General features: G+C 68.1%; 23 protein-coding genes. 6 read left to right on the forward strand and 17 right to left on the reverse strand.

Going from position 1 to position 20,581, the window contains the following annotated elements; all coding sequences use genetic code 11:
- Positions 1–11 precede the first annotated feature (11 nt).
- The gene (locus tag ACNQR1_RS31885; RefSeq protein ID WP_090516009.1) at positions 12–545 is read left to right on the forward strand and encodes an FAS1-like dehydratase domain-containing protein; all 534 of its coding nucleotides are present in this window, start codon (positions 12–14) and stop codon (positions 543–545) included.
- 92 nt (positions 546–637) lie between these two features.
- On the opposite strand, the gene ACNQR1_RS31890 is transcribed toward ACNQR1_RS31885, so the two are convergent.
- From ACNQR1_RS31890 to ACNQR1_RS31930, 9 genes are all read right to left on the reverse strand, one after another.
- Entirely contained in the window at positions 638–1,711 is a 1,074-nt protein-coding gene (locus tag ACNQR1_RS31890; RefSeq protein ID WP_418050584.1) for a lysophospholipid acyltransferase family protein, read from the reverse strand.
- A gap of 29 nt (positions 1,712–1,740) precedes the next feature.
- Positions 1,741–2,877: an SDR family oxidoreductase gene (locus ACNQR1_RS31895; protein WP_418049521.1), complete on the reverse strand. Its 1,137-nt coding sequence runs from the start codon at positions 2,875–2,877 to the stop codon at positions 1,741–1,743.
- Between the two features lie 29 nt (positions 2,878–2,906).
- Positions 2,907–3,008, reverse strand: a complete 102-nt coding sequence (locus ACNQR1_RS31900) for a 30S ribosomal protein bS22 (RefSeq protein ID WP_003402602.1) — start codon at positions 3,006–3,008, stop codon at positions 2,907–2,909.
- A gap of 118 nt (positions 3,009–3,126) precedes the next feature.
- Positions 3,127–3,354: a cell division/environmental response transcriptional regulator gene (locus ACNQR1_RS31905; RefSeq protein WP_029110679.1), complete on the reverse strand. Its 228-nt coding sequence runs from the start codon at positions 3,352–3,354 to the stop codon at positions 3,127–3,129.
- 138 nt (positions 3,355–3,492) lie between these two features.
- On the reverse strand, positions 3,493–4,353 hold the full coding sequence (gene proC / locus ACNQR1_RS31910) for a pyrroline-5-carboxylate reductase (protein ID WP_418049522.1): 861 nt from the start codon (positions 4,351–4,353) through the stop codon (positions 3,493–3,495).
- Positions 4,354–4,431: 78 nt separating this feature from the next.
- Positions 4,432–5,244, reverse strand: coding sequence for a thioesterase family protein (locus ACNQR1_RS31915; RefSeq protein WP_418049523.1), 813 nt, complete (start codon positions 5,242–5,244; stop codon positions 4,432–4,434).
- Positions 5,245–5,276: 32 nt separating this feature from the next.
- The gene (locus ACNQR1_RS31920) at positions 5,277–6,122 is read right to left on the reverse strand and encodes a sugar phosphate isomerase/epimerase family protein (protein ID WP_418049524.1); all 846 of its coding nucleotides are present in this window, start codon (positions 6,120–6,122) and stop codon (positions 5,277–5,279) included.
- A 73-nt stretch (positions 6,123–6,195) separates the two neighbouring features.
- A complete protein-coding gene (locus tag ACNQR1_RS31925; RefSeq protein ID WP_418049525.1) occupies positions 6,196–7,323 on the reverse strand; it encodes an FUSC family protein in 1,128 nt (375 codons plus the stop codon).
- Positions 7,324–7,342: 19 nt separating this feature from the next.
- Positions 7,343–8,326 carry a hypothetical protein gene (locus ACNQR1_RS31930; protein WP_418049526.1) on the reverse strand — a complete coding sequence of 328 codons (984 nt, stop codon included), beginning with the start codon at positions 8,324–8,326 and terminating at the stop codon, positions 7,343–7,345.
- Positions 8,327–8,475: 149 nt separating this feature from the next.
- Between ACNQR1_RS31930 and ACNQR1_RS31935 the strand changes: the two genes are divergently transcribed.
- Positions 8,476–9,297, forward strand: a complete 822-nt coding sequence (locus ACNQR1_RS31935; RefSeq protein ID WP_418049527.1) for a hypothetical protein — start codon at positions 8,476–8,478, stop codon at positions 9,295–9,297.
- Here ACNQR1_RS31935 and regX read toward each other — a convergent pair.
- The 6 genes from regX to ACNQR1_RS31965 all read right to left on the reverse strand — a co-directional run bounded on the left by regX (position 9,279) and on the right by ACNQR1_RS31965 (position 15,137).
- The gene (regX, locus tag ACNQR1_RS31940) at positions 9,279–9,965 is read right to left on the reverse strand and encodes a two-component sensory transduction protein RegX (protein ID WP_418049528.1); all 687 of its coding nucleotides are present in this window, start codon (positions 9,963–9,965) and stop codon (positions 9,279–9,281) included. The two genes, ACNQR1_RS31935 and regX, sit on opposite strands and share 19 nt — an antisense overlap.
- A gap of 8 nt (positions 9,966–9,973) precedes the next feature.
- On the reverse strand, positions 9,974–11,161 hold the full coding sequence (locus ACNQR1_RS31945) for a sensor histidine kinase (RefSeq protein ID WP_418049529.1): 1,188 nt from the start codon (positions 11,159–11,161) through the stop codon (positions 9,974–9,976).
- Between the two features lie 143 nt (positions 11,162–11,304).
- Entirely contained in the window at positions 11,305–12,048 is a 744-nt protein-coding gene (locus tag ACNQR1_RS31950; RefSeq protein WP_418049530.1) for a phosphoglyceromutase, read from the reverse strand.
- Positions 12,049–12,071: 23 nt separating this feature from the next.
- Positions 12,072–12,572, reverse strand: coding sequence for a YbjN domain-containing protein (locus tag ACNQR1_RS31955; protein WP_418050585.1), 501 nt, complete (start codon positions 12,570–12,572; stop codon positions 12,072–12,074).
- Between the two features lie 2 nt (positions 12,573–12,574).
- Positions 12,575–13,876 (reverse strand): D-inositol-3-phosphate glycosyltransferase, encoded by a 1,302-nt coding sequence (gene mshA / locus ACNQR1_RS31960; protein ID WP_418049531.1) that lies wholly within the window; start codon positions 13,874–13,876, stop codon positions 12,575–12,577.
- 10 nt (positions 13,877–13,886) lie between these two features.
- The gene (locus ACNQR1_RS31965; RefSeq protein WP_418050586.1) at positions 13,887–15,137 is read right to left on the reverse strand and encodes an ROK family protein; all 1,251 of its coding nucleotides are present in this window, start codon (positions 15,135–15,137) and stop codon (positions 13,887–13,889) included.
- A gap of 286 nt (positions 15,138–15,423) precedes the next feature.
- On the opposite strand from ACNQR1_RS31965, the gene ACNQR1_RS31970 reads away from it, so the two are divergent.
- Positions 15,424–16,173 carry an SDR family oxidoreductase gene (locus ACNQR1_RS31970; RefSeq protein ID WP_418049532.1) on the forward strand — a complete coding sequence of 250 codons (750 nt, stop codon included), beginning with the start codon at positions 15,424–15,426 and terminating at the stop codon, positions 16,171–16,173.
- A 118-nt stretch (positions 16,174–16,291) separates the two neighbouring features.
- Here ACNQR1_RS31970 and ACNQR1_RS31975 read toward each other — a convergent pair whose 3' ends face one another.
- Positions 16,292–17,620: a L,D-transpeptidase gene (locus tag ACNQR1_RS31975; RefSeq protein ID WP_418049533.1), complete on the reverse strand. Its 1,329-nt coding sequence runs from the start codon at positions 17,618–17,620 to the stop codon at positions 16,292–16,294.
- Between the two features lie 6 nt (positions 17,621–17,626).
- The gene (locus ACNQR1_RS31980) at positions 17,627–18,721 is read right to left on the reverse strand and encodes a UDP-N-acetylmuramate dehydrogenase (RefSeq protein WP_418049534.1); all 1,095 of its coding nucleotides are present in this window, start codon (positions 18,719–18,721) and stop codon (positions 17,627–17,629) included.
- A 26-nt stretch (positions 18,722–18,747) separates the two neighbouring features.
- Between ACNQR1_RS31980 and ACNQR1_RS31985 the strand changes: the two genes are divergently transcribed.
- From ACNQR1_RS31985 to ACNQR1_RS31995, 3 genes are read left to right on the forward strand one after another with little or no spacing between them, the layout of a single operon-like run.
- Positions 18,748–19,254, forward strand: coding sequence for a DUF2505 domain-containing protein (locus ACNQR1_RS31985; protein WP_418049535.1), 507 nt, complete (start codon positions 18,748–18,750; stop codon positions 19,252–19,254).
- Between the two features lie 22 nt (positions 19,255–19,276).
- Positions 19,277–19,789 carry a DUF2505 domain-containing protein gene (locus ACNQR1_RS31990; protein ID WP_418049536.1) on the forward strand — a complete coding sequence of 171 codons (513 nt, stop codon included), beginning with the start codon at positions 19,277–19,279 and terminating at the stop codon, positions 19,787–19,789.
- Positions 19,764–20,573, forward strand: a complete 810-nt coding sequence (locus ACNQR1_RS31995) for a class I SAM-dependent methyltransferase (protein WP_418050587.1) — start codon at positions 19,764–19,766, stop codon at positions 20,571–20,573. The genes ACNQR1_RS31990 and ACNQR1_RS31995 overlap by 26 nt, the downstream gene beginning before the upstream one ends.
- Positions 20,574–20,581 lie beyond the last annotated feature (8 nt).

The raw sequence follows: 20,581 nt of genomic DNA on the forward strand, positions 1-20,581 counted from the left end.
GCGCAGGGAACATGAGCATCGCCGCAAACATCATCGGGACGCACTACCGGTACCCCGACTACTTCGAGGTCGGCCGGGAGAAGGTCCGCGAGTTCGCCCGCGCGGTCAAAGACGAGCATCCGGCGCTCTACGACGCCGAAGCCGCCAAGGAGTACGGCCACGACTCGGTCGTGGCGTCGGTGACGTTCCTGGCGGTTGCCGGTCGGCGGGTCCAGCTGGAGCTGTTCGACAAGTTCGACATCCCGATCAACCTGGAGCGCGTGCTGCACCGCGACCAGAAGCTGATCTTCCACCGGCCCATCCTGGTCGGCGACAAGCTGTGGTTCGACTCGTACCTGGACTCGGTGATCGAATCGCACGGCACCGTGATCGCCGAGGTCCGGGCCGAGGTCACCGACGACGACGGCAACCCGGTTGCCACAAGCATCGTCACCATGCTGGGTGAGGCGGCCATCGACGAGGCCGACGAGATCAGTTCACAGATCGCCGCCGCACGCGATGCCGCGATCGCCAAGATGGTTGCCGGGCAAAAGTCCGGCGCCTGATTTTTCTTTGCCCACGCAGACAAAACTGCCCACTTCCGCGTGGAAGTGGGCAGTTCTTGTTTCTGGTCGCGATGTGAAATGAGGCGAAAAACTCAGCCGAAGAACATGTTTCGACGACCCGCCAGCAGCTGATACAGCGTGTACTGGATGGTCTCGCGAACCTGATCGGTGAGTTCGAACGTGATCATCGGATCGTCGGCGGCGCTCTCGTCGTAATCGGCCGTCTCGATCGGCTCGCCGAACTGGATGTGCCACTTGGACGGCAACGGCATCAGCCCGAGCGGACCGGCCAGCGGGAACAACGGAGTCACCGGGAAGTACGGCAGACCGAGCAACCGGGCCAGCAGCTTGACGTCGGCCATCATCGGGTAGATCTCCTCGGACCCGACGATCGAGCACGGCACGATCGGCGCCTGTGCCCGCAGAGCTGCGGAGACGAAGCCCCCACGGCCGAACCGCTGCAGCTTGTAGCGGTCCTTGAAGTTCTTGCCCAGCCCTTTGAACCCCTCCGGGAACACGGCGGTGAGCTCCCCGTTGGCGAGCAGCCGGTGCGCGTCGGTGGTGCAGGCCACGGTGTGCCCGGCCTTGCGCGCGGCCTGTCCGACCATCGGCAGGTCGAAAACCAGGTCGGCGGCCAGCAGCCGCAGATCGCGGTGCAGGGGGTGGTGGTCGTGCACGGCCACCTGGGTCATCAGCCCGTCGAAGGGCAGCACCCCGGCGTGGTTGGCCACCACGAGCGCCGCACCGCTTTCGGGCAGGTTCTCGATACCCGAGACCTCGACCCGGAACCAGGACCTGAAAAACGTTCTCAGCAAAGGTAAAAAGATTGCGTTGGTGATGTGCGGGTCGAACCCGAACTCGTCCACCGAGTACTCGCCGGCCATCCGGGTGCGGACGAATTCCGACACCGCCGCGATGCCCTTGACGAGTTCGCTGGGGCCGTCGTCGACCCCCGACGAGCCCGAGACGCTGCTGCGCCGCTGATCGATCTCCCGAACTACCGCGGCGATTTGCTCGGCCGAGGCCCGGCTACCCGGATCGGCCAGGACAGACGGATGCCTGCGGGCACTGTCGGCCCGGGCGGCAGCCCGGCGCGCAGCAGAGGAACGGCTCGAGTTCCCATGTAGCGGAATAACTTTCGCTTTGGATTCACCCGCCACGTCGATACCTTCTCCCACCCCGGATAGAGCCAGTTCTAATATCCCAAACGCTGCGCCACCCCCACGGCGCGACTCTCCATTGAGCGTACCCATCGCGGATCGAGTATCGGTGTCAATCCGCGACCACGGACGTAGTCGTCGAATGCCTCGGCGGTCGTCCACTTGGGACTGTAGCCCAGATCCCTGTGCATTCGCGTAGTGTCCATGACCCGGCCGTAGCTCAGATAGTTCATCTGTTCGCGGTCGAGTTCGGTGTAACGCGTTGCGCGACTGAGTGAATTGATCGCCGACAACGCCCCGCGCGGGACCGGGACCCGGATGCGTCCCGAACGGCGAATCGCCTGGCTCATCATGATGATGCCCGAGGCACCGATGTTGAACGTGCCCGCCTTGCCGGCCATGCTCGCACGTTCGAGCGCACCGAGGGCGTCCTGTTCGTGCAGCAGTTGCAGCCGCGCGTCCTGCCCGAAGACCGACGGGACCACCGGCCCCGCCAGATACCGCGACAGCGCGGTGTCCATCGCCGGACCGATCATGTTGGCCAGCCGCAGGATGGTCAGGCTGATGTCCGGACGACGTCGCGCCAGGCCGCGGGCGTAACCCTCGATGTCCATGCTGTCGCGGGCGAACCCGTCGCCCGGCGGACGCCGGGCCGCGCTCTCCTCGCTGAACATCACCGAGTCACGCGGGCTCGCGCCGTACACCTCCGAGGTGGACTTGAGCACGACCCGCCGGACCGACGGTGCCTTCTGGCACGCCGCGAACAGCTGGATCGCGCCCATCACGTTGAGTTCCTTCAACGTGGCCCGGCCTCCGGACCTCGGCGCGTAGGACGCCGCCGCGGCATGCACGACGGTGTCCACGTTGCCGTTTCGGATCACCTTGGCGATAAACGGGTTGCGGATGTCGGCGCGGACGAATTCCGCCCGCCCCATCCGACGCATGAGGTCCTTGCTGGGTACCACCGCATCCACGGCGATGACATGCTCGATCGACGGGTTCTGCGCCAGTCTGGCGGTCAGATAACCACCGAGGAACCGGCACGCACCCGTGACCAGGACTACTTTCGGAGAGGGCGCCGCGTCGGCGGATTGTGCTCCACCGGGCGAATCCGCACCAGGGGACCCGGGGACTCCCGTCGGGCGTCCCCCCGAACGACCATCAGAATCCATCGGCTCAGCCTAGCGGCCGCAGCGGAAAGCTACTTGCCGAGTTTTCTACGCTGCACCCGAGTACGGCGAAGCAGCTTGCGGTGCTTCTTCTTCGACATACGCTTACGCCGCTTCTTGATGACTGAGCCCATAAAGTCTGGTGTCTCCGCTACTCACGCTGGATGGTTGACCCGGTCACTTTACCCGGGCCTGCCACCGAAACGGAAAACGCCAGCCTGCTCGAGGCGCCCAGACCGCTGCGGTGTGTGCCTATCCGGCGTCGAAGTACGAGGACTCCAGCAGATCGTGGACTGCCTTGGCGTGGACCCGGAACGATCGGCCCACTCGAACCGCAGGCAGTTCACCGTTGTGCACCAACCGGTACACCGTCATCTTCGAGACCCTCATCAAGTTCGCCACTTCGGCGACCGTCAGAAATTGAGCTCGAGGCTGACCGTCGCCAGCATCCCGCGCCGATGGCCCGTTCATAGACGTCATCGCAACCCAATCAATCAGGCACAGGCAGTTCCAGCGGCTTCCCCACCGCTGGCACCGACCCGCGCATACAAAGGGAGAATAGCGTGGCGGGTGGGGTTACTGCGACGGGTGTGGGCTAATCAGTTGGAATTAATCTAATTACTCAGATGTAATTCCGAGCTGCTCAGAGCGCGTTTTCGCGGCCTGAACGGCGTTGGAGACCGCGGCCCGCAATCCCCCACGCTCAAGTTCCCGCAGCCCAGCGGCCGTCGTCCCGGCCGGAGAGGTCACCATCGCCCGCAATTGAGCCGGCGTGGTGTCCAGCGCGGCGCCGCCGGCCGCATTCACCTCATCGAGACGTTCCAGCAGCATCGCGGCCGAGCCGGCCATCGTCTGCACCGCCAGATCGGTGGCCACCGCCCGCGACAGACCCGATTCCACGCCCGCATCCACCAGGGCCTCGACCATCAGGAAGAAGTACGCAGGCCCCGAGCCGGAAACCGCGGTCACCGCATCCAGCTGCGACTCGCCCACGGTGATCACGCCACCGACCGCATCGAAGATCGCCGAGACGTCCTTGAGCTGCTCGGCGGTGGCGAACCGGCCCCGCGCCAGGGCACTGACCCCGCCGCCGACCACGATCGGAGAGTTGGGCATGACCCGGATCACCGGCGATCCGGCAGGCAGCTTGTTCTCGTAGTACGACGTGGCCACACCTGCCGCGATGGAGACGAACACCTGCTCGGCGGTGTCGCTGTCGGCGCGTACCGCCGCCTCGGCGATCTCGTCGATCACCTTCTCGACGTCGGCCGGCTTGACCGCGATGACCACATAGGTGGCGTTCTCGGCGGCAGCCACCACCGAGGCCACCTGCACCGAGTACTTGTCCGCCAGGTACTTGGCCCGGTCCGGGAACTTCTCCGCGACGACCATGTCCTTGACCTGCCTGCCAGCCCGTAACAGCCCCGACAGCAGCGCCTCGCCCATGCTTCCGCCGCCGATTATCGCGATTCTCGACATGGGCGACAGCATTCCACGTCCGCCGGTCGGTGCTGCGTGGACGCCTCCGGCGTCAGGGCGGCATGGACGCCGCCCGCGTCAGGACTTCGCCGGGACCATCGCCAACTGCCGCGACTGCACGATGATCCGGCCCTCGCAGTCGACCACGATGTGGTCCTCGTCGAACCAGTCCTGGCCGATTTGCACCGAGGTACACATCACCCGCAGCCAGCCGTCGGCCGGCAATGCCCGCAGATAGGCCGTCAGCTGGACCGTGGGCGCCCAACCGGTGCGTTCCACGGCAAATGTCACCGGAGCCGAGACATCGCCGCACAGAAGGGCGAACAGGACGTCGGGAGCGACTCCCTTGGGCCGCACCCAGTACTCGAACACGGGCGGGCCACCATCGGTACGCGGCCCCATGGTGTGCAGCGCCGGCCGGATGTCGCAGCCGTGCGCCAGGTGCACGACGTGCTCCATCGGATGCCCCGGCCCGATCGACTCCAGCCCCGGTGGCGGTTCCGGCGTCATCAACGGGATCACCGGGTTGAACGACAGCAGCGGCGGCACGTGGTGCTCGGGTTCGCCGAGGGTGACCGACACCGTCACCGCGGTGCGCTCCCCCTGCCGGAGTTCGACGTCCACCAGCCCGATCCGGCGGCCGCGCTTGCGCACCGTGGTGACCACCTGCATCGGGCCCGGGTCGGGTGCCCACAGGTAGTTGCCCGAGATCGCCAGCGGCTGCGCCGACGTGCCCAGCTCGGTGCGGGCCGCGTTGGCACACAGCGCCAGCATCGCGCCGCCGTGCACCTTGGGCCCGATCGTCCAGTGCTCGTTGAGCGCACCGTGATAGACGCCGTCGCCCGCGGGCGTCAGCGCCATCGCATCGGTGAACAGGGTCGAGCCAGTCATGTGCGGTCCTCTGTGGGGTCGGCGGGATCGGTTCAGCGCAACAGGTGCGTGCGGGCGAACTGCAACGACTCGGTCAGCAGCTCCTCGCGTTCGGCGGCCGTCTTGGCCGTCGAGGTGGTGACCTCCAGGACGACGTGGCCCGAGAAATCGCTCGCCGCCAGCATCTGGCACACCTCGACGGTGGGCTGGCCGCCGCGACCGGGGACCAGGTGTTCGTCGGTGGAGGCCCCGTTGCCGTCGCACAGATGCAGGTGCACGAGGCCGTCGCCCATGCGCCGGGCCATGTCCAAGGCGTCGGTGCCCGCGGTCGCGGTGTGGCTCAGATCGAGCGTGTAGTGCGCGTGGTTGCCGTCCAGCGGGTCGTAGGACGGCGCGAACGCGGAGATGCCGGGGCCGGGCCCGCCGCCGCGCTTGCGCATCCGCTCGATGGACGTGCCGCCGGCCCCGAAGAACCGGTCGGCGCGGAACGGGAACATGTTCTCGACGGCCACCAGGACCTCGCTGTCGGCTTCCAGCCGGGCGACCTGGTCGCTGAATCCCTCGGCGTAGCGGCGCTGCCAGCGGAACGGCGGATGGACGACGACCGTCTGCGCGCCCAGCTGTTCGGCGGCGCGCACGCTGCGTTCCAACTTCGGGATCGGGTTGGCCCCCCACACCCGCTGCGAGATCAGCAGGCAGGGCGCGTGCACGGACAACACCGGCACCCCGTAATGGGCCGACATCTTCGCCACGGTGTCGATGTCCTGGCTCACCGACTCCGCCCACACCATCAGCTCGACACCGTCGTACCCGAGGCGGGCGGCGTGCTCGAAGGCGGCCTCCGTCCTCAGCGGATAGACCGAGGCGGTGGACAGACCGATCTTGATGGCGGGGCGCACAACCCAATTGTGTACTGGGACTGTTTCGCTCCTCGCGTGCGCGGCGCCTTTTCCACTCCTCGCGTGCGCGGCGCTAACTCGCCTGCAACAGAGCCAACGGTCCGAAGGTGACCAGCGCTCCGACCGCCACCGCGGTCAGCGTGCTGCCGATGTCCTCGGTCTTGCGGACCACCCGCACGCCACCGGCGAGGCCGAGGATCACCAGCACGCCGAGCACCAGCGCGACGATGGTGTTCCACTTCCACAGCTGATCGAAGGCGATGAACAGACCGGCACCGAAGCCCACCGCGATCACGCACTGGCCGACGATCCACAGCGCCCGGACCATCGGGGAGCTGGGCGGCTGTTCCTCGTCGAATTCGTCGTGCTCGTCGAACGCGTCGGCTTCGCGGGCGCCCTCGGACAGGTCTGCGTCGAGCTCGTCGATGTCGTCCACGCCGCCGCGGCCCCGGGGGCGACGGGCCATGTCGTCGGCGACGGACTCGCCGCCGAACAACGGGCCGAGCGAGGAGTAGGAACCCTCCCCGTACTCGTCGTCGTAGTCGTCGTACCCGGTGTCGACGTCCTGGACGTCATGGGCGTCGGCTTCGACCAGCGCGTCGGCGGGCTCCGCCGCGGCATCCTCGTCGAGGTCGTAAAGGGGGTCAGGGCTCATCCGCTCGGCGCCGGTGCCCGACGGCCGATAGTCGCGTGCCGGGCGCTTGTTCGGCGCACGGCGCGGACGCGGCCGGAACTCGACGGGTTCCGGGTCGGCGTCGCGCGCAGCCAGGTGCGCGTCGTAGTCGTCCTCGGCGTCGGTGCGCACATCGTCGGGCTCGGCGGACCGGACGGCCGGTTTGACCCGAGGGGGCCGGGGTGCGCCGTTGCGTCCCCCGTTGCGGGCGCGGGCCTCGTCGCGCGGTTGCGGTTGCTCGCGCGGCTCACGCGTTTCGCGCGGCTCGTCCACGATCGGTGCCACGACGGCGGTATCGACCAGTGGGTCGGGGTCGGGAACCGATTCGCCGAGCGGTTCGAGCTCGATGTCGTCGGTGATGATCGGGATCTCGCCGGTGAGTTCGGCGACGGTCACCGAGTCGCTGTTGCCGCGACGCCGTCGGCGGCGACCGCCGACCGGGGGTGCCCCGATGGTCCCGTTCTTTGCCAGCAGCTCCGCTACCGAGATCGGTCGGGTGCCGGGTGGGGTGTTCTCTGGTCCTGTCATACCTATGTTGCCTTTGGGGCTAGCTCTTCACTTCACGTCCGGCGTCCCGCGCCGACGTCTCTACCAAGGCTGTGCCGTCGGCCTCGCTGTCGAGTTTCCGCAGAATCAACCCCTCCCGCAACGCCCAGGGGCAAATGTCGACGGAATCGATCTCCAGTGCTCGCATACTAGCTTCAGCTACCAAAGCACCGGCCACGATCTGTGGTGCCCGCTCGGCACTCACCCCTTCCAGTTCGGCACGGTCAGCCGCTGTCATCCTAGAGATGAAAGCTATGAGCTGTCTTAATCCAGCGGCGGTGAGGGTCCGCTTGACCCGCGGGCCTGCACCAGAGGGGGCCGCCCCGGTGAGTCTGGCCAGCGACCGGAAGGTCTTCGACGTCGCCACCGCCAGGTCCGGGTTCCCGGATCGGCGCATGGTCGCCCCGGCGTCGGCGAGCTCGGTGGCCAGCCAGTCCCGCAGCATCGCGACCCGGCGCCGCCCAGGTGGGTCTTCGGCCAACCACTCCCTGGTCAGCCTGCCCGCCCCCAGGGGCAGCGACAGCGCCACCTCGGGCTCTTCGTCGACCCCGCTGGACAGTTCCAGCGAGCCGCCGCCGATGTCGATGTTGATGATGCGGCCCGCGCTCCAGCCGTACCAGCGCCGCACCGCCAGGAAGGTCAGCCGGGATTCGTCGACGCCGCTGAGCACACCGAGGGACACCCCGGTCTCGGCCCGCACCCTGGCCAGCACTTCCTCGGAGTTGGTGGCGTCCCGCACCGCCGAGGTGGCAAACGCCATCAATTCGGCACATCCCGAGCTGGTGGCGATCTTGGCGAACTCGTCGACGGTGGCCACCAGGCTGTCGGCACCCTTGCGGGTCAGCTTGCCCGAGTTGTCGATGGCCTCCGCGAGCCGCAGCGCCGCCTTGGTGGAACTCATCGGGGTCGGATGTCCGCCACGGCGAGCATCCACCACGAGGAGATGAACCGTGTTGCTACCGACATCGAGCACGCCTAACCGCACCGCACCAACCTAACCGCAGTCGACCAGCGCTTCGTGGCCGGACCTCCCGGAACCCGCCGAATACGCGGGCCCGGGTTGTGCCGCATCCCACGACGCGTCGTGGCCCGGTTGGGAAATGCGTTCAGGCATATGGGAGTACCGTTTGCGCCGTGACAGATGTGCATCCCGGCGAAGTCGAACTGGACTTTGCCCGCGAATGGGTGGAGTTCTATGACCCGGAGGACGCGACACATCTGATCGCGGCCGACATGACGTGGTTGTTGTCCCGCTGGACGTGTGTGTTCGGCACACCGGCCTGCAAGGGCACCGTCGAGGGCCGCCCGGACGACGGCTGCTGCTCGCATGGCGCGTTCCTTTCTGACGACGACGACCGGGCCCGGCTCGACGACGCGGTCAAACAGCTGACCGACGAGGACTGGCAGTTCCGGGAGAAGGGCCTGGGCCGCAAGGGCTACCTGGAAGACGACGAGTACGACGGCAAGCCCAACCTGCGCACCCGTAAGTACAAGGGGGCGTGCATCTTTCTGAACCGGCCGGGCTTCGCCGGCGGCATCGGGTGCGCGCTGCACAGCAAGGCCCTGAAACTCGGTGTCGAGCCGCTGACCATGAAGCCCGACGTGTGCTGGCAGCTGCCGATCCGGCGGAGCCAGGAATGGATCACCCGGCCCGACGACACCCAGGTCCTGCGGACCGTCATCACCGAATACGACCGGCGCGGCTGGGGCGAGGGCGGTGCCGACCTGCACTGGTACTGCACCGGCGATCCCAACGCCCACGTCGGCGCCCGCCCGGTGTTCGAGTCGTACGCCCCCGAGCTCACCGAGGTGCTCGGCGAGAAGGCCTACGCCGAACTGGCCGCGATGTGCCGGCGGCGCAGCGGCCTCGGGCTGGTCGCCGTGCATCCGGCGACCCGCGTCGCCGAGCATCGGGCGACCCCGGCCTCCAACGGGGTTCAGCCCTCCAGCTTGTAACCGAGGCCGCGCACGGTGACCAGGTGTACCGGGTTGGCCGGATCCGCCTCGATCTTGGAGCGCAGCCGCTTGACATGCACGTCAAGGGTTTTGGTGTCACCCACGTAGTCCGCACCCCACACCCGGTCGATCAGCTGGCCGCGGGTGAGCACCCGGCCACTGTTGCGCATCAGGTACTCCAGGAGGTCGAACTCCTTGAGCGGCAACGTGATCTGCTCCCCGTTGACGCTCACGACGTGCCGTTCGACATCCATCCGCACCGGGCCGGCCTCGAGCACGCCGTCACCGATCGCACTGTCGTCGGTGTCGACGCCGCGGCGCAGCACCGCGCGGATCCGCGCGATCAGTTCGCGGGCCGAATACGGTTTGGTGACATAGTCATCGGCGCCCAGCTCGAGGCCGACGACCTTGTCGATCTCGCTGTCGCGGGCGGTGACCATGATCACCGGCACACTGGACCGGGCACGCAGTTGCTTACAGACGTCGGTACCGCTCATCCCCGGCAGCATCAGGTCCAGCAGGACGATATCGGCGCCGGAGCGCTCGAACTCGGCCAGTGCGGAGGGACCATCGGCCACAACGGTGGCCTCGAAGCCTTCCTTGCGAAGCAGGAATGCCAGGGGATCGGCCAGCGACTCCTCGTCCTCAACGATCAACACGCTGGTCATCGGTCTCGCTAATCCTCTCGGTCGTCTGAGTCACTCGTCGACTCATCGGTTTCGGGATAGGCCGGGATCGACAACGTGAATGTCGACCCGGTGCCCGGCTGACTCCACAGCCGGATGGTTCCGTTGTGGTTGGCTGCCACATGTTTGACGATCGCCAGGCCCAGTCCGGTGCCGCCGGTGGCGCGGGAACGGGCCTTGTCGACCCGGAAGAACCGCTCGAAGACCCGTTCCTGATCGGCCTTGGCGATGCCGATACCACGGTCGGTGACCGCGATCTCGACACTGCCGCCCCGCCGGCGCCGACTGATCGATATGCCGGATCCGTTGGGCGAGTAGGCAATTGCGTTGGAAACCAGATTTGCGATCGCCGTCACGAGCAGGGTCTGGTCACCCAGCACCCGGTATCCGGTCGGCGCGTCGGTGGTGATCGCGATGTCGGCCTTGTCGGCGGCCACCTTGTGCCGCGACAGCGCTTCGGACACCACGGTGTCGACATCGACGGCACCCAGGTCGGGCAGCCGCTCGGCACCCTGCAGGCGGGACAGCTCGATCAGCTCGCCGACCATGTCGGCCAGCCGGAGCGATTCGGCCACCATCTTGTCGGAGAAGCGGCGCACCATGTCCGGGTCGTCGGCAGAAGCCTGCAGCGCCTCGGCCAGCACCCGCATGGCACCAACCGGAGTCTTGAGCTCGTGGCTGACGTTCGCGACGAAGTCCCGCCGGGTCGCTTCCATCCTGGCGTGCTCGGACTGGTCGTCGGCGTAGACGACGGCGAACCGGCGATCTTCGGCGGACAGCAACCGCACCCAGCCGCGCACCGAGATACCCGACCGTCCGGGGTGCGGAAGCTTGCGCGGCGACAGGTCGACGTCGATGGCCTGACCGGTGGCGAACACCTGCTCGGCGGCCCGCCACGCCCGGTCGTCGAGCAGCCGGTCGCGCACGACGCCCAGTTCGGAGGCCCGGTCGTTGGCATAGACCACGTCGTTGAACGTGTCGACGACGACGATGCCGTTGGGCGATGCGGACACGATGTGGTCCAGCATCTGCGACACCGTCAGGCCTGCCTGATCAGCCTCGCGCTGCTGCCGCTTGGCCACGATGCGGGGGGCGACCACGGCGGCCACCCCCGCACCGACGATCAGCGCGAGCAACGACACGACCGCCGTCAGCAGTAACGCCGACACCAAGCTCACGCGAAAATCGTACGCACACGGTGAACGTCATCCCAGCAGCGTGCGGCCAAAACGGGACAAGTCACACCGACAAATACAGGAGTTCGGCTCTCGTTAACCCCCGGTAACCTGCTGTTTGCCCGCAAGCCTGCGTGTCCAGCGAACTATTTCTTGGCGCCCTGCGCGGCCACGGCGGCGGCCCCGGCGGCAGCTGCCTCGGGGTCGAGGTACTGACCGCCCGCGACCAGGGGTTTGAGGTTCTCGTCGAGGTCGTAGCGCAGCGGGATGCCGGTCGGGATGTTCAGGCCGACGACCTCCTCGTCGGACATTCCGTCGAGGTACTTGACCAGCGCACGCAGCGAGTTTCCGTGGGCGGCGATCAGGACGGTCTTGCCGGCCTTCAGGTCGGGCACGATCGTCGCCTCGTAGTACGGCACGAACCGGGTCACGACGTCCTTGAGGCATTCGGTCAGCGGGCCGCCACCGATGTCGGCGTAGCGCGGGTCGGAGTCCTGGCTGAACTCGCTGCCCTTCTCGATGGCCGGCGGCGGGGTGTCATAGCTACGCCGCCACGCCATGAACTGCTCTTCGCCGTACTTTTCCTTGGTCGCGGCCTTGTCCAGGCCCTGCAGTGCGCCGTAGTGCCGCTCGTTGAGCCGCCAGTCGCGGTGCACGGGGATCCAGTGCCGGTCGGCGGCATCCAGGGCGAGGTTCGCGGTGGTGATCGCGCGGCGCAGAAGCGAGGTGTAGACCACGTCGGGCAGCACGTCGTTCTCGACCAGCAGCTTGCCGCCGCGGACGGCCTCGGTACGGCCCTTGTCGGTGAGGTCGACGTCGACCCATCCCGTGAACAGGTTCTTCTGGTTCCAGTCGCTCTCGCCGTGGCGGAGCAGGATCAGCGTCGGCATGCCCGTGATCTTCTCACGAGCACCTAGTCCTCGATCAGGTGCTCGAACGCCTCCAAGTTCTTCAGCGACTCACCGCGCGACACCCGCCATTCCCACTCTTTCTGGATGGAGGAGCGGAAGCCCAGTTCCAGCAGGGTGTTGAAGTCGGAGTCGACGGCCTCGAGCACCTGGCCGAGCACACGGTCGACCTCGTCGGCGCTGACCGCTTCCAGCGCCATCCGGCCGACGAGGTAGATGTCGCCCACGTTGTCGAGGGTGTAGGCGACGCCGTAGAGCCTGCGGTTGCGCTTGAGCAGGAACCGGTAGACGCCCTCGAAGTTCTCGTCGGGCTTGCGGCAGACGAACGCCTCGACGCGAACCGAATGCTCACCGATGCTCAGGATGGTGTTGGTCTTGAGCTTCCGTTCCCCCGGCAGCTCGACGACGATGCCCGGCAGGCCACCATGGGCGCCCTCGTGCCGCTGGTAGACGAGTTCGTGCTCGTCGAGGGTGGTGATGATGATCTGTTCGACGCTGGTGCCCATGGTCACGCCCGCACCCCTCGACGCAGGGCGAACCGCCGCCCGGGACGGCGGCCGGGCCTGCGGTGCCGGGACCGGTAGTCGCTCATCGCATGGGCGTAGCTGTTCAGCAGGGCATCGACGGTGTGCCCCCAGGAGAACTGCGCGGCGTGGGCCGCGGCGGCCACGCTCAGCGGTCCCGGATCGCGCTGGAGCACGTCGTCGATCGCGGCCGCCCAGTCGTCGACATCGTGACCTTCGACCAGGGCCCCGCTCACTCCGTCTGCCACCGCGACCGGAAGACCACCGACCGCGGCCGCCACCACCGGGGTGCCGCAGGCCTGGGCTTCGATGGCGACCAGGCCGAAGGATTCGGAGTAGCTGGGCACGGCGACCAGATCGGCGGCGCGGTACACGTTGACCAGTTGTTCGCGGGACTGCGGGGGCAGGAAAGTCACACGGTCGGTGATACCCAGTTCATCGGCAAGCCGAATCAGGGTGTCGGGCTCGGCCAGGCCGCTGCCGGACGGTCCGCCGGCGACCAGCACCCGGACCCCGGGCAGTTTCGCGGCGGCGCGCAACAGCACGTCGGGGGCCTTGAGCGGCTGGATCCGGCCCACGAACGCGACCACCTGCTCGCGGGGCGCGATCCCGAGCACCGCCCGCGCCGCGTCGCGATCGCCCGGGGTGAAGGCATCCAGGTCGACCCCGGGATGCACCACATCGATCCGTCCCGGATCAGCATTGTGCAGTGAAACCAGTTGCTGTGCTTCGTGTTCGGTGTTGACGATGAGCCGGTCGGCCTCATCGACCACCTGCTGCTCCCCCACCGCACGCAACGGCGGCTCGGGTGAATCACCGGCGGCCAGCGAGGCGTTCTTCACTGCGGCCAGGGTGTGCGCGGTGTGCACCAGCGGCACCGCCCAGCGGTCCCGGGCCAGCCAGCCGACCTGACCCGAGAGCCAGTAGTGCGAGTGGACGACGTCGTAGTAGCCGGGCTCGTGGGTCGCCTCGGCCCGCAGCACCCCCGCGGTGAACGCACACAGCTGGGTGGGCAGATCGTATTTGTCCAGGCCCTCGAACGGCCCGGCCACCACGTTGCGCACCAGCACGCCCGGTGCCACCTGGACCACCGGCGCGTCCGACGACGAGGTGGCCCTGGTGAAAACCTCCACCTCGACACCGCGACGGGCCAGCTGCAACGCCGTCTGCAGCACGTAGACATTCATCCCGCCGGCGTCACCGGTGCCCGGTTGCGCCAGCGGCGAAGTGTGTACGGATAACACCGCAACGCGGCGGGGAATCTCGAGGTCTGTGGCTAGACGCACACAGACATGTCTACACCGCTGCGGATCGGCGGGTTTGAGCGCGCCGCATGGCGCCGATCGGATCGGCGTACAGGCCGCCCAGCGAAACGATGCCGGCACTGGCCTCCTGCACGCGGTTTCCGAAGGCCGTCAGGCGAATATCGCGGGGCCCGAGAACTGAACGCCGGGCCACGGCGTCCTCGACGACCGACATCCCCTCGGGGTATTCGGTGAAGGCCTGGCCGCCGAGCACGAGGTCGTCGGGGTTGAGCAGATCGCGCAGGAGCGCGACGGCCTCGCCGAGTACGCGGGCCCGGTCGGCCAGCAGCTCGACCGCCTTCTCGTTACCCTGCCGGGCCGCGCGCAACACTGCAGGCAGCGTCGAGGACGGGCCTTCGGCCGGGATGATCCGCAGCTTGCGGGCCGCGTTGAGCACCGCTTCGTCGCTCACGGTGGACTCCAATTGCCCTGATCCACCGAGCAATTCAGATTGGGCGGGCAGGCCGGCGATGGTGCCGGGCCCGCTGGCCGGGGAGTGCACGCGGCCGTCGATGGACAGCGCGTAGCCGACGGTCTCGCGGGCGTACACGTAGAGGCTGGTCCGGGCCGGGGCGCCGACGGCCTCCGGCGAGGAGCGCCGTCCGCCCAGCAGCAGCTCGGCACCGGCCATCGCGTCCACGTGCGAGGCCACCGACACCGGGAGCGCCAGGGCTTCGGCGAGCACCGGGCCCACCGGGGCATCGGCCCAGCCCAGCCGGGGGTGATCGAGATACCCGGTGGCACTGTCGACGACGCCACCGGCGGCGATACCGACCCACAGCGGGCGGCGGCGGTGCCAGCGGCTCAGGTAGCGGCGTGCGCTTGAGGCCAACGTGGCCAGCGCCGCGGACTGCGATCCCGACGGGGTCGGCGTCTCGACCACGTCCAGGGTGCGGCCGAACAGGTCGGTGGCCACGATGCTCGTGGTGCGCGCACCGATGTGGATGCCGAGGGTGAGGTACGGCTCGTGGTTGACCTCGACGGGAACGCGGGGCCGCCCGATGGCCCCCGAGACCGCGAGATCGGCACGCTCACGCAGGATTCCGGCGTCGAGCAGCGCCGTGACCTGACGGTTGACGGTCGCGATGCTCAGCTGGGTGAGCTGGGCGATGGCGTCCCTGGCGATGGGCCCGCGGGTGCGAACCGCGCTGAACACCGAAGCCGCGGCGGCGTCGGGCACCTTCAGCGACGGGGCGACGATGTGCAGGAGCCGCGACTGCGGATAGCGCGAGGCGGCGGCCAGCGACCGGCCAGGGCGGGCGGGGTTGCCCGCACCGGCGGACGAGACGGAGCCGGTACGGGTGGAGTTCCGGCGGGGGGCGGCAATGGCGCTGGTCACGTGAATGGTCCTTACTGGTTGTCGGCTGGTGGGTGGAGACCACACCTGGCGACTCAGCAGGACGAAAGAACGGTGTCCGGGTTCAGTCAGGCGCGGCGGGGTGCGCAACAACAACACGCACGCCGCACGAAGCGGGACTGGAGGTTTCCGGACACACGAAGAACTTAGCACGCCATCTAATGTTGGTCAGGTGACGACATCACAGTCAGAAAAAAGGGTGGCAGTGGTTACCGGCGCCAGCGCCGGGATCGGTGCCGCGACCGCTGAATCTCTTGCCGCACAAGGCTTTCACGTCGCCTGCGTGGCCCGCCGCAAGGATCGGATCGAGGCTCTGGCCGAGCAGATCGGCGGCACCGCGATTGTGGCGGACGTCACTGACCAGGCCGCGGTCGACGCGCTGGCGGCCCAGTTGGACCGGGTGGACGTGCTGGTGAACAACGCGGGCGGGGCCCGCGGACTGGAGCCCGTACTGGACGCCGACCTGGACCATTGGCGGTGGATGTGGGAAACCAACGTGCTGGGCACCCTCCGGGTCTCCCGGGCGCTGCTGCCCAAGCTCATCGACTCCGGCGACGGCCTGATCGTCACGGTCACCTCGATCGCGGCGCTCGAGACATATGACGGCGGCTCGGGGTACACCGCGGCCAAACATGCCCAGGGTGCGCTGCACCGCACCCTGCGCGGTGAGCTGCTCGGAAAACCGGTGCGGCTCACCGAGATTGCGCCGGGAGCGGTGGAGACCGAGTTCTCCCTGGTGCGCTTCGACGGCGATCAGGAACGCGCCGACAACGTCTACCGGGGCATCACTCCGCTGGTCGCCGAGGACGTCGCCGAGGTGATCGGGTTCGTCGCGTCGCGTCCCTCACACGTCAACCTCGACCAGATCGTGATCCGGCCGCGCGACCAGGCGCCGCACGGCCGCTTCAACCGTCAGGTGTGATGCACCGACGGCATCCTCATCGTCCGCGCCTCGCCGGTTTCGACATCACGGCCGTGCTTCGTCAAGCTGCACGACCTCGGTGTCGAGAACGGCGACCGATTGCGCCGAACGCGCGGCCCTAGCCCCCGGGTGCGGGCTTCGGCGGCGTCGTGGTCGTGGGCGTGCCCGACAACGTGGGGGCATCCGTCGGCGTCGCCGGAGCCGAAGCCGGCAGGTTCGACGGTGAATCCTCCGAGGACAGCGCCGACATGGACTTCCACTCGCTCCAGTCCACCGCCCAGTCCCAGATGTCGCCGTCGGCGTAGGACAGGTCGATCCGGGTGCCGGTCACCTCGACCGGGTCGCCGTACATCGCGCTGTTGAAGTACTGCTGCGAGTTCTCCAGGTTCAGGTTGATGCAGCCGTTGGTGACGTTCGTGTTGCCCTGCGAACCGATGCTGTTGGGGTTGCAGTGGATGAACTCGCCGTTGTTCGAGATCCGCACCGCGAAGCGTTCGTGCACGTTGGAGTACCCGGCGGCCGGGTTGGTCATCCAGAAGTCCTCGTACTTCTCGGTGACCACGTGGACGCCGCTGCGCGTGACGTTGCGGTCCAGGTCGCCTTCGCCATAGCTGCACGGGAAGTCCATGATCACCGCTCCGGACCCGTCGAGGACCTGGATGCGGTGGCTGGATGCCTCGGCCTTGACCACCTGGCGGCGCCCGATCTCGAAGTCGAGGGTGGAATCGGCCGCGCCGTAGGCGCCGTCACCGAAGCTCACCCCGTACAGCGGCGCCTTGACGCTGACCTTGGTTCCGGCCGGGTAGTACTCCCGGGTGCGCCAGTGCACGCGTGAGCCCCCGGCTTCGTCGGGCAGCCAGGCCCAGCTGCCCTCGACGGCAGGCGTGGTGGTGACCTGGAGGGCTTTTTCGATGGCCGCGCGGTACTTGTCGTCGATCGCGGCGTCGAACTGCAGGATGATCGGCGCGGCCACGCCGACGACCTGGCCGTCGGCGAGCTGGAACTGGCCGTTGACCTGTTTCTGCGGGGCGACGGTGGTGAACTTGCCCTGCACGGGTGCGGCCTTGCCGTCCTTGCCCACCACCGAGCCGGCCCACGTGTACGTCGATTCGTAGCCGAGGGGTTCGGTGACAGTGAACGCGGTGCGGTCGCTGTTGAATTTGCCGGCGACCACCTTGCCGTTGGCGTTGGTCAGGCTGACACGTTGGAACGAGCCGTTCTCGACCTTCAGTCCGACCGGCGCGGTCGGCAGCACATCCTCGGAGTCGGCGGCAGGCTCGTAGGTCACCGTCGGCGCCGCGGGCTCCTCGGCCTGGGGCGCGGAGAGGGGCGATTCTCCCGAGCAGGCAGCCAGCAGTCCGGCTCCCATTCCGACGGTCAACACCGTCAGGGCACGCCGCCGATTGAACAACGGCGCATCGGCCTCTATATCACCGGCAGGGCTCACGTGGATCTAGGGTACTGATAGATCGCACCCAATCAGAATCGGCTCGGGCTGCAGAGTGATCCCGAAGCGGTCCCGGACACCCGCCTGTACCGCTCTGGCCAGGGCAATCACATCGGCACTGTTCGCCTCGCCACGATTGGTCAGCGCCAGCGCATGTTTGGTGGAAAGTCGTGCGGGGGCCCCGTCACCCGGGTAGCCCTTCCCGAAGCCGGCGTGCTCGACGAGCCAGCCGGCGGCCAGCTTGACGCCGTCGGGTGCGGGGTAGTGCGGCACCGGTCCGGCCTCCACCGACCCGGCGCCGGCCCGGAAAATGACCTGCACCCGTTCGAACTCGGCCTGTGACACCACCGGGTTGGTGAAGAACGACCCGACACTCCAGGTGTCATGGTCGTGTTCGTCGAGCACCATGCCTTTGCCCGCGCGCAACTGCAGGACGGTCTGGCGAACTCGCATCGGATCGGCGCGCTCCCCCGGCTCGACACCCAGCGCGCCTGCCAGTTCGCGATAGCGCAGCGGTGCGCTGCGGAACTCCGCGTCGAGGGCGAACTCGACCTCGAGCACGATCACGGCATCGGAGTGTTTGAGGATGCTGGTGCGGTATCCGAACTTGAGCTCTTCCGGTGCGGCCCAACGGACTTCGCCGGTGCGCCGGTCGAGCAGCCGCACCCGGCTGATGGTGTCGGAGACCTCTGTCCCGTAGGCGCCCACGTTCTGCACCGGGGTGGCTCCGGCCGATCCCGGTATGCCGGAAAGGCATTCGAGTCCGCCCAGCCCGTGCTCCAGTGAGGCGACCACGACGTCGTCGAACACCGCGCCGGCCTCAGCACGCAGCAGATTGCCCTCGACCGTGATGGCCGTGTTGGCCACCCGCACCACGGTCAGGTCGGGCATCGTGTCGGCCAGGTCGTCGGCCAGCACCACGTTCGACCCACCCGCCAGCACCAGGACCGGGTCGCCCACCGCGCGCAGCACATCGACGAGCTGATCGGTGCTGGTGCAGGTCAGCACCCGGTTGGCCACCGGTCCCACCCGCAGCGTCGTCAGCGGGGCCAGCGCGACCGCCTCGGCGACCGCGACACCGGCAACATACGAACTGACCACGGGCCGTAACGGTAGCCTGACCAGCTATGCCGCGATCATTCGACATGGCCAGCGACTACGAAGGCAGCGTCGAACAGGTCCACCGGGCATTCGCCGACGAACGGTATTGGCGGGCCCGGCTCGCCGATTCAGGGGCCGACGAAACCACCCTGGACGCCCTGAACGTCACCGGCGACGGCGCCGTCGAGGCGATCACCACACAGATCCTGCGCGCAAACCGGCTGCCAGGACTGGTGTCGCAGTTCCACCGAGGCGATCTGAGGATCCGGCGCGAGGAGCACTGGCAGCCGGTCCGGGACGGTGCGTCCCATGGCACGGTCCAGGGCTCCGTCGCCGGCGCACCGGTGTCCCTGTCCGGAACCGCGACGCTCACCACGACAGACGGCGGGTCCCGCTTGTCGGTCCACATCACGGTCGAGGTGAGGGTGCCGCTGGTCGGCGGCAAGATCGAGGGATTCATCGGCTCCCAGCTGACCGACCTGCTGAAAGCCGAGCAGCGGTTCACCTCGGTGTGGATCGCCGAACACCGCTGACCCGGCGGTACCGTCGTTAGCCATGAGCCGAAGCCAGCAGTCCACGATGGCGTTCGACGCACCCGCCGAAACGGTCTATGCCGCGTACGCCAGCGGCAAGTACTGGCAGGCCCTGATGGACCGATACGACGAACTGACGCCCGGCAAATCCGACATCACCGAATTCAGCACCGACGAACGCGGGGTCGAGGTCGAGTTCCGGCAGGTGCTGCCGCGCGCGGAACTGCCCCCGATCCTGCGGCCGGTGATACCGCTCGACATGGCGATCATCCGCAGGCATTCATTCGGCCCGTTCGACCAGAACGGCGTGAACGGGCGCTACACCGCCTCGGTTTCCCACGTCCCGGGCCGGCTCGACGGACGGTATGTGCTCGCCGCGGTCGCCGCAGGAAGCCGGCTGGAGGTCGACAGCAAGTGCAAGGTGCCGATGCCCCTGATCGGCGCCAAGCTCGAAGACATGGTCCTGCAGTCCGTCAGAGACGTGTTCACCATCGAGGGGGCGTTCACCGCTGAGTGGATCTCCGAGCACGTCTAGACCCGTCGGGGCCGTCACCAGAGGCACGACCGGGTACAACCGGCTGCGCCGTAGCGACCGCTGGCTGGTGCACTCGCCGCGGGTACGCACCGCGCTGCGGGCCGCCGCCGATCCGCTCGTCGTCGACCTCGGCTACGGCGCGCTGCCCGTCACCACCCTGGAACTGGCCTCGCGGCTGCGGGCGGTACGCGCCGACGTCCGCGTGGTCGGCCTGGAGATCCACCCCGAGCGGGTGGCCACGGCGCGTGCGCTCGCGGCCGCCACCGACGTGCAGTTCGCGCTCGGCGGGTTCGAACTGGCCGGCCTGCGGCCGGTGCTGGTGCGAGCGTTCAACGTGTTGCGTCAGTACCCGGTCGAAGCGGTGCCGGAGGCCTGGGCCACGATGTCGCGCCGGCTTGCCCCCGGCGGGCTGATCGTCGACGGAACCTGTGACGAGCTGGGCCGCCGATGCTGCTGGGTGCTGCTCGACGAGCGCGGGCCGGTGAGCCTGACCCTGGCCTGCGACCCGTTCGCCATCGAGCGGCCCTCGGATCTGGCCGAACGGCTGCCCAAGGTGCTGATCCATCACAACGTCGAAGGCCAGCCGATCCACGCGTTGCTCGGCGCTGCCGACCGAGCCTGGGCGAGCGCGGCCGGACACGGCGTGTTCGGGCCACGGGTGCGCTGGCGGGCCATGGTGGAGCTGTTGCGCGCGGAGGGGTACCCGGTCGCGGCCCCCCGCCGGCGGATGCGTGACGGCGTGCTGACGGTGCCGTGGGCTGCCGTGGCGCCGGCCACAAATTAGGCCGCGCG

Origin of the sequence: Mycobacterium sp. 48b (assembly GCF_048282725.1) — a bacterium.
Classification (GTDB): domain Bacteria; phylum Actinomycetota; class Actinomycetes; order Mycobacteriales; family Mycobacteriaceae; genus Mycobacterium.